The sequence below is a fragment of the Nocardioides silvaticus genome (assembly GCF_003160695.1).
Classification (GTDB): Bacteria; Actinomycetota; Actinomycetes; order Propionibacteriales; family Nocardioidaceae; genus Nocardioides; species Nocardioides silvaticus.
Genome location: NZ_QGDD01000016.1, coordinates 1 through 7,885, shown reverse-complemented (window position 1 = coordinate 7,885; position 7,885 = coordinate 1). Strand labels below are relative to the sequence as shown.

Genomic DNA, 7,885 nt, shown 5'->3' with positions numbered 1-7,885 from the left:
CCCACAACATCGACCCCGCCAAAACCTACTGGCGCAACACGCAAAGAGCCCCCGGCCGATGGCCGGGAGCTCTCTGACTGACACGCATGTCGCGACTCAGGTGTCACCTATGTCGCGACTCATCACACGGCGGAGGTAGGGGGATTCGAACCCCCGAGGGCGTTAACCCAACCCGCTTTCCAAGCGAGCGCCATAGGCCACTAGGCGATACCTCCGCCGAGGAGGTTACCGGGGGTGCCGCTGGCCGATGAAATCGCCTGCGCATCGATCAACTAGAGTTGGGGCAACCCCCCGTGCGGCGACATCTCGCCCAACTCCCCCAGGGCCGGAAGGCAGCAAGGGTAAGTGAGCTCTGTCGGGTGCACGGGGGGCCTTTTCGTTCCGTGGGGACGCGCCCTGTCCCGCGTCGGTCCCCCCGTCTAGGGTCTGAGTCGTGGAATCCCCGCTCGCGCTCTACCGCCGCTACCGGCCCGAGACCTTCGCCGAGGTCATCGGGCAGGAGCACGTGACCGAGCCCCTGCGCGCCGCCCTGGCCGGCAACCGGGTCAACCACGCCTACCTGTTCTCCGGGCCACGCGGCTGCGGCAAGACGACGAGCGCCCGGATCCTGGCCCGCAGCCTCAACTGCGAGCAGGCGCCGGTCGCCGACCCGTGTGGCGAGTGCGAGAGCTGTCGCGACCTGGCCCGCGGCGGGTCCGGCTCGATCGACGTCATCGAGATCGACGCGGCGTCCCACGGCGGTGTCGACGATGCCCGCGAGCTGCGCGAGAAGGCGTTCTTCGCGCCGGTGAAGAGCCGCTACAAGGTCTACATCATCGACGAGGCGCACATGGTGACCACGCAGGGCTTCAACGCCCTGCTCAAGCTGGTCGAGGAGCCGCCGCCCCACCTGCGCTTCATCTTCGCGACGACCGAGCCCGACAAGGTCATCCCGACGATCCGCTCGCGCACCCACCACTACCCGTTCCGGTTGATCCCGCCGCGCCTGCTGTCGTCGTACCTCTCCGAGCTGTGCGAGCGCGAGGGCGTCAGCATCGAGCCCGCCGCGCTGCCGCTGGTGGTCCGTGCCGGGGCCGGGTCGGCGCGCGACACGCTCTCGGTACTCGACCAGCTGCTCGGCGGAGCGGGTCCGGACGGGGTGACCTACGACCTCGCCAGCGGGCTGCTCGGCTACACGCCCGACACCCTGCTCGACGACGTGGTCGACGCGTTCGCGGCCGGCGACGGCGCCTCGGTCTTCGGCGTCATGGACAAGGTCATCGAGACCGGCCAGGACCCGCGCCGGTTCACCGAGGACCTGCTGCGCCGGCTGCGCGACCTGGTCATCGTCTCCGCGGTGCCCGACGCCCCGGCGACCGGGCTCATCGACGTCTCGGCCGACCAGGGCGAGCGGCTGGTCGCGCAGGCGGCGCGGTTCGGACGGGCCGAGCTCACCCGCGCCGCCGACCTGGTCGCCGCCGGGCTCACCGAGATGCGGGGTGCGACCGCGCCCCGGCTGCTCCTCGAGCTGATCTGCGCCCGGGTCCTGCTCCCCGCCGCCGACCACGGCACCGACGGCGTCCTCGCCCGGCTGGACCGCCTCGAGCGGCGGATGGCGATCACGCCGCCGACCCAGGAGCTTCCCGTGCCACCGGCTGCTCCGGCTGCGCCGGCTGCTCCGGCGCCGTCGACGGTCGAGGCGGCCACGCCCGAGCCCGAGCCCGTCGTCGAGCGGGAGCCCGCTCAGGAGCCGGTCGTCGAGCCCGCGCCGGCGCCCCCCTCGCCCGCCGCGTCAGCGCCCACGGCGCCCACGGCGCCTACCGAGCCGGCCGCGCCGGGGGCGATGTCGCTGGTCGAGGTCCGCCGGCTGTGGCCCGACGTGATCGCGGCGACCCAGCGCAAGCGCCGGGTCACCTGGATCCATCTCACCCAGAACTCCCAGGTGGTCGGGTTCGACGGCACCACCCTCACCCTCGGCTTCAACAACGCCGGCGCGCGCAACAGCTTCGAGGGTGGCAGCTCCGACGTGCTCCAGGAGGCCATCCGTGAGGTCGTCGGTGCGGAGTGGCGCATCGAGACGATCATCGACCCGGGCGCGACCGCCGACGCGCCGGTGCCGCCGCCCCGTTCCGAGCCCGTCCCGGTGCCTCCCGAGCCGGAGCCCGAGCCCGAGCCGCCCGCTCCCCGGCGGCCGCGGATGGCCGACATCCAGGCCGCGTCCGCGGAGCCCGAGGTGGTCCACGACCCCGATGCGGCGGTCGACCGCGACGACGCCGACGTCGACGCAGAGTCCGGCGCCGACCTGCTGGTCCGCGAGCTCGGCGCCCAGGTGATCGAGGAGATCCCGCACCAGTGACCGGCCCGACCCGATGGAGGGAACCACGATGACCCAGAACCCGTTCGACGCACTCGGTGGCGGCGGTGGCCTCGACCTGGGCGCACTGCTCCAGCAGGCCCAGCAGATGCAGTCCGACCTGCAGGAGGCGCAGGCCCGCCTCGCCGACAGCACGGTCGAGGGCTCCGCGGCCGGCGGCGCGGTGACGGTGACCGTCACCGGCACCGGAGAGCTCGCCGGCGTCACGATCAGCCCAGCGGCGGTCGGCGACCCCGAGGAGCTCGAGGACACCCTCGAGGACATCGGCGACATGGTCGTCGCGGCCTACCGGGACGCCAAGGCGAAGGCCGACGAGCTGGCCGAGCAGACCCTCGGCCCGCTGGCCGGCGGCCTCCCCGGGATGCCGGGCGGCGGCGCGCCCGGCCAGCTCGGGTTCTAGGCACCGGATCCGGGTAGAAAGCCCCTCATGTACGAAGGCGTGGTCCAGGACCTCATCGACGAGCTCGGGCGGCTCCCGGGCGTCGGTCCGAAGAGCGCCCAGCGGATCGCCTTCCACCTGCTGCAGGCCGACCCGGTCGACGTGCAACGGCTGGCCGAGGTGCTGATCGAGGTCAAGGCCCGCGTGAAGTTCTGCGCGACCTGCTTCAACGTGTCCGAGGACGAGCAGTGCCGGATCTGCCGCGACCCGCGGCGCGACCCCGGCGTCATCTGCGTCGTGGAGGAGTACAAGGACGTCGTCGCGATCGAGCGCACCCGCGAGTTCCGCGGCCGCTACCACGTGCTCGGCGGCGCGATCTCCCCGATCGACGGCATCGGGCCCGAGCAGCTCCACATCAAGGAGCTGCTCACCCGCCTCGGCGACGGTGCCGTCACCGAGGTGATCCTCGCGACCGACCCCAACCTCGAGGGCGAGGCGACGGCGGCGTACCTCACCCGGATGCTGGGCCCGCTGGGGTTGCGCGTGACGCGGCTGGCGAGTGGACTGCCGGTGGGCGGAGATCTGGAGTACGCCGACGAGGTCACTCTCGGACGAGCTTTTGCAGGAAGGCAGGCAGCAACGTGACCGAACCCTTCGACAGGCTCAGGGGTGACCAGCTCCCCGGCCAGGCGGCCCTCGAGGCCATGCTGGCCGTCGAGACCGAGACGGTGCGGTTCGCCGACGACATCGCGGCGTCGGTCGGGTCGTTCCTCGACTCGCTCAGGGTGATCGCAGCGCAGGCCTCCCCCGGCCAGGCGATCCCGCTGCTGCTGCTGCAGATCGGCGAGATCGCCCTCACCGGCGCCCGGCTCGGCGCGCAGCGCGACTTCGCGCCGCGCGAGGAGTACCAGCCCGACGTCGGTCCCGACGCCGACCTCGACGACCTCCGGCTCCGGCTCGCCGACCTCCTGGGCAACGTCGACACGATGAGCTACGTCTTCGACCCCTACCAGCCAGAGGTCGTGGAGAGCCAGCTCTCCGACGACCTGGCGAGCATTGCCGCCGACCTCGAGAACGGCATGCGTCACTACCGCGTCGGCGACGTCGACGAGGCGCTGTGGTGGTGGCAGTTCTCCTACGTGTCCTCGTGGGGCGCGCTCGCCGGCGCCTCGATGAAGGCACTCCTGTCGGTCATCGCCCACGACCGGCTCGACGTCACGATCACCTCCGAGCTGGAGGTCATCGAGGCGGTGTCCGCCGCCTTGGACGGCGAGCAGGGCGAGGCCTGACGGTCGGTACGATTGGCGGGATCCTTCCCCGTCGATCCAGGAGTGAGCCTTCCCGTGGGCATTGTCGTGCAGAAGTACGGCGGCTCGTCGCTGTCCGACGCCGACGCGATCAAGCGGGTGGCGCGTCGGATCACCGAGGCCAAGAAGGCCGGCAACGAGGTCGTCGTCGCCGTCTCGGCGATGGGTGACAGCACCGACGAGCTGCTCGACCTGGCCGCGGAGGTGAGCCCGCTGCCGCCGGCGCGCGAGCTCGACATGCTGCTGACCGCGGGCGAGCGGATCTCGATGGCGCTGGTGGCGATGGCCATCTCCGACCTCGGCTACACCGCCCGGTCGTTCACCGGCTCCCAGGCCGGTGTCATCACCGACGATGTCCACGGCAAGGCCAAGATCCTCGACGTCACGCCCGGCCGGATCCGCGGCGCGATCGACGAGGGCCACATCGTGATCGTGGCCGGCTTCCAGGGCGTCAGCCAGCAGACCAAGGAGATCACCACCCTCGGTCGCGGCGGCACCGACACCACCGCCGTCGCCCTGGCCGCGGCGCTCGAGGCCGACGTCTGCGAGATCTACACCGACGTCGACGGCGTCTTCACCGCCGACCCGCGGATCGTCCCGACCGCGCGCAAGCTCGACCGCGTCACCTACGAGGAGATGCTCGAGCTTGCCGCCTCGGGCGCGAAGGTCCTCCACCTGCGCTCGGTCGAGTACGCCCGGCGCCACAACATCCCGATCCACGTCCGGTCGTCGTTCAGCACCCTCGAGGGCACCACCGTCACCGGCAGCATCAACGACCCCGACCGAGCCAGCAAAGAGGGCACCATGGAAGCACCGATCATCGCCGGCGTCGCCCACGACCGCAGCGAGGCCAAGATCACCGTCGTCGGGGTGCCCGACAAGGTCGGCGAGGCGGCCGCCATCTTCAACGCGCTCGCCGAGGCCCAGATCAACATCGACATGATCGTGCAGAACGTGTCGGCGGCGGCCACCAACCTGACCGACATCTCCTTCACGCTGCCGCGCTCGGACGGCCAGACGGCTATGACGACGCTCGACGGGCTGAAGAACAGGATCGGCTTCGAGTCGCTGCTCTACGACGAGAAGATCGGCAAGCTCTCGCTCATCGGCGCCGGCATGCGCTCGCACCCGGGCATCTCGGCGAAGTTCTTCAGCGCCCTGGCCGAGGCCGGCGTGAACATCGGCATGATCTCCACCTCCGAGATCCGGATCTCGGTGATCGTCGACGAGGACGACGTCGACCGCGCCGTCCAGTTCGCCCACACGGCGTTCGACCTCGACGCCGACGAGGTCGAGGCCGTCGTCTACGGCGGCACCGGCCGCTAAATCGCTCGCGGGGCTCACCACCGCCCCGGAAGGATGTCCCCATGAAGCTCGGAATCGTCGGCGCCACCGGCCAGGTGGGCGTCGCCATGCGCCAGATCCTCCTCGAGCGGGACTTCCCCGCCGACGAGGTCCGGTTCTTCGCCTCCGCGCGTTCCGCCGGCACCGTGCTGCCGTTCGGCGACCGGGAGATCGTCGTCGAGGACGCCGCGACCGCCGACCCGAGCGGGCTCGACATCGCGCTGTTCTCGGCCGGCGCCACCACCTCACGCGCGCTGGTCCCGGGCTTCGTCGACGCGGGCGTCATCGTCGTCGACAACTCCTCCGCGTTCCGCAAGGACCCCGACATCCCGCTGGTGGTCTCCGAGGTCAACCCGGACGCCGCCGCCGGCGTCATCGAGGCGGGCCGCGGCATCATCGCGAACCCGAACTGCACCACGATGGCCGCGATGCCGGTCCTCAAGCCGCTGCACGACGAGGCGGGCCTGGTCCGCCTGATCGCCTCGACGTACCAGGCCGTCTCCGGCTCCGGCGTCGCGGGCGTCGAGGAGCTGGCCACCGGCATCGCCGCCGCCGGCGACAAGGCCCGCGAGCTCGCCTACGACGGCGAGTCCGTCGCGTTCCCCGAGCCGGGCGTCTACAAGCGGACCATCGCCTACAACGTGCTCCCCTTCGCCGGGAACCTCGTCGACGACGGCCTCAACGAGACCGACGAGGAGCGAAAGCTGCGCAACGAGTCGCGCAAGATCCTCGGCATCCCGGACCTGCGGGTCTCGGGCATCTGCGTGCGCGTCCCGGTCTTCACCGGCCACTCGCTGGCCATCAACGCCGAGTTCGAGCGGGCACTGCCCGTCGACCGCGCCCGCGACCTGCTGAGCACGGCGCCGGGAGTCGAGCTCGCCGACATCCCGAACCCGCTGCTCGCGGCCGGCAAGGACCCGTCGTACGTCGGTCGGCTCCGCCAGGACCCGGGCGTCGACGGCGATCGCGGTCTCGCTCTGTTCGTGTCCGGCGACAACCTGCGCAAGGGCGCCGCGCTCAACACGATCCAGATCGCCGAGCTCGTCCTCGCCGCTCGCTGACCCGCGGCCCGATACGGCTCCTACGTCTCGCCGGGCTCGACGAACGTCTTGGTGACCCACACCGACGCCAGGAACGCGCCGACGCTCACCACCGGGACGACGATGAGGCTGGCCCAGTGGTCGAGCACGTCGATCAGGAAGAGCAGCGACACCACGGCCACCAGGCCGACCCCGAGGAAGCTGCTGCTGCCCGGGTCGGGGATCTGGAAGACCTTGAGCAGCGCGCTGCCGAGCAGGATGCACAGCACGAAGGTCGCGATCAGCAGCAGGAAGCCGGGCCCGCCGCCGCACGAGGAGGTGCCGCGGACGGCCTCGCAGCCCCGCAGCGACAGCCAGGTCAGCACGACCATCGTCGCGCCCACGAGGACCCCGGTCACCCCCGCGGCGGGGTAGAGCGGGAGCAACGGCGGCTCGTCCGCCGTCAGGTCGATCTCGTCCTCGTCGACGATCCGCGCGATCGGCTCGGGCTCGATCTCCGGTGCCAGCTTGGCGCGCGGCCGGGCCGGCGCGGTCTTCTTGGTGGCGGATGCGGTCTTGGTGGCGGGCGCGGTCTTGGCGGCGGGCGCGGTCTTGGTGGCGGGCGCGGTCTTGGTGGCGGGCGCGGCCTTGGCGGGGGTGGCCTTGGCAGCAGGCGCGGCCTTGGCGGGGGTGGCCTTCGCAGCGGGCGCCGTCTTCTTCGCCGGTGGGCCGGCCTTCTTGGCCGGCGCGGGCTTCTTCGCGGACGCGGGTGCGGGAGCAGGCTTTTCAGCGACAGGCTCTTCAGCGGCCGGCTCGGCAGCCGGCTCGACGACGGGTTCCTCGACGACCGGCGCGTCGACGAGGGTGGGCTCCTCGACGGGTTCGGTGACCGGCTCGGTAGCCGCCTCAGGCTCTGGCTCTGCGGCAGGCGTGACGTCGGGCTCGGTGTCGGCAGGCGCCGGTGAGGTGCGCTTGGTGGTCCCCATGGCGTCCGACTTCTTCTTCCGCCCGAACAGCTTCGGCGGCTCCAAGCTGAGCTTCAGCTTGTCCTGCTCGTCAGACATGGGGAGCAGTGTGTCACGAAGCCACGAGCGGTGTGACCACTGCTCAGCGAGGGATGGGGCTCGCGGTTCGAGGCGGAAACGACGCGATTGCTAGGCGACCAGGGGTGGTCGTGGTCGTGGGGGGATGTAGTGGCTGATGCGGTCGCGGAGGTCGACGGGTGGGGGTGGGGTCCATTCGGGTCGGTGGGTGTGGCGGTTGATCTGGACTTGCCAGGGTGTTCGGTGCGTGAGGGTGTGGTGCTTGCGGCAGAGCAGGATGAGGTTGTCCAGGGAGGTGGTGCCGCCGTCGGCCCTGAACCGTCACGGGTTCTCCGCCGCCGTTATGTGATGCTCTCGACGGGTTGTCGGGCAGCGTAGTAGGCCTGCTCGTGCTCGACCGGGGTGTTCATCCCGAGGGAGCCGTGAAGGCGTCGGTGGTT

General features: G+C 71.2%; 7 protein-coding genes, 1 tRNA gene and 1 other RNA gene. 7 read left to right on the top strand and 2 right to left on the bottom strand.

The genetic code is table 11. From position 1 onward, the window contains the following. Positions 1-130: 130 nt before the first annotated feature. Positions 131-215, bottom strand: a tRNA-Ser gene (locus tag DJ010_RS21635). Between the two features lie 70 nt (positions 216-285). On the opposite strand from DJ010_RS21635, the gene ffs reads away from it, so the two are divergent. From ffs to DJ010_RS21600, 7 genes are all read left to right on the top strand, one after another. Further along, positions 286-376, top strand: an RNA gene (ffs, locus tag DJ010_RS21630) — signal recognition particle sRNA small type. A 57-nt stretch (positions 377-433) separates the two neighbouring features. Next, a complete protein-coding gene (locus DJ010_RS21625) occupies positions 434-2,335 on the top strand; it encodes a DNA polymerase III subunit gamma and tau (RefSeq protein WP_109697537.1) in 1,902 nt (633 codons plus the stop codon). A gap of 28 nt (positions 2,336-2,363) precedes the next feature. Then, a complete protein-coding gene (locus tag DJ010_RS21620) occupies positions 2,364-2,753 on the top strand; it encodes a YbaB/EbfC family nucleoid-associated protein (RefSeq protein WP_109697541.1) in 390 nt (129 codons plus the stop codon). Positions 2,754-2,780: 27 nt separating this feature from the next. Next, a complete protein-coding gene (recR, locus tag DJ010_RS21615; RefSeq protein ID WP_109697535.1) occupies positions 2,781-3,377 on the top strand; it encodes a recombination mediator RecR in 597 nt (198 codons plus the stop codon). After that, entirely contained in the window at positions 3,374-4,021 is a 648-nt protein-coding gene (locus tag DJ010_RS21610) for a DUF5063 domain-containing protein (protein WP_245927805.1), read from the top strand. The genes recR and DJ010_RS21610 overlap by 4 nt, the downstream gene beginning before the upstream one ends. Before the next feature lie 54 nt (positions 4,022-4,075). Next, a complete protein-coding gene (locus DJ010_RS21605) occupies positions 4,076-5,365 on the top strand; it encodes an aspartate kinase (protein WP_109697533.1) in 1,290 nt (429 codons plus the stop codon). Between the two features lie 41 nt (positions 5,366-5,406). Then, positions 5,407-6,444, top strand: coding sequence for an aspartate-semialdehyde dehydrogenase (locus DJ010_RS21600; protein ID WP_109697531.1), 1,038 nt, complete (start codon positions 5,407-5,409; stop codon positions 6,442-6,444). 20 nt (positions 6,445-6,464) lie between these two features. Here DJ010_RS21600 and DJ010_RS21880 read toward each other — a convergent pair whose 3' ends face one another. Next, positions 6,465-7,466, bottom strand: coding sequence for a hypothetical protein (locus tag DJ010_RS21880; RefSeq protein ID WP_146207437.1), 1,002 nt, complete (start codon positions 7,464-7,466; stop codon positions 6,465-6,467). Positions 7,467-7,885: the final 419 nt, after the last annotated feature.

Coding starts and splice junctions, on each gene's coding strand:
- DJ010_RS21880 (WP_146207437.1), bottom strand. CDS start 7,466: ATGTCTGACGAGCAGGACAAGCTGAAGCTCAGCTTGGAGCCGCCGAAG.
- DJ010_RS21620 (WP_109697541.1), top strand. CDS start 2,364: ATGACCCAGAACCCGTTCGACGCACTCGGTGGCGGCGGTGGCCTCGAC.
- DJ010_RS21600 (WP_109697531.1), top strand. CDS start 5,407: ATGAAGCTCGGAATCGTCGGCGCCACCGGCCAGGTGGGCGTCGCCATG.
- recR (WP_109697535.1), top strand. CDS start 2,781: ATGTACGAAGGCGTGGTCCAGGACCTCATCGACGAGCTCGGGCGGCTC.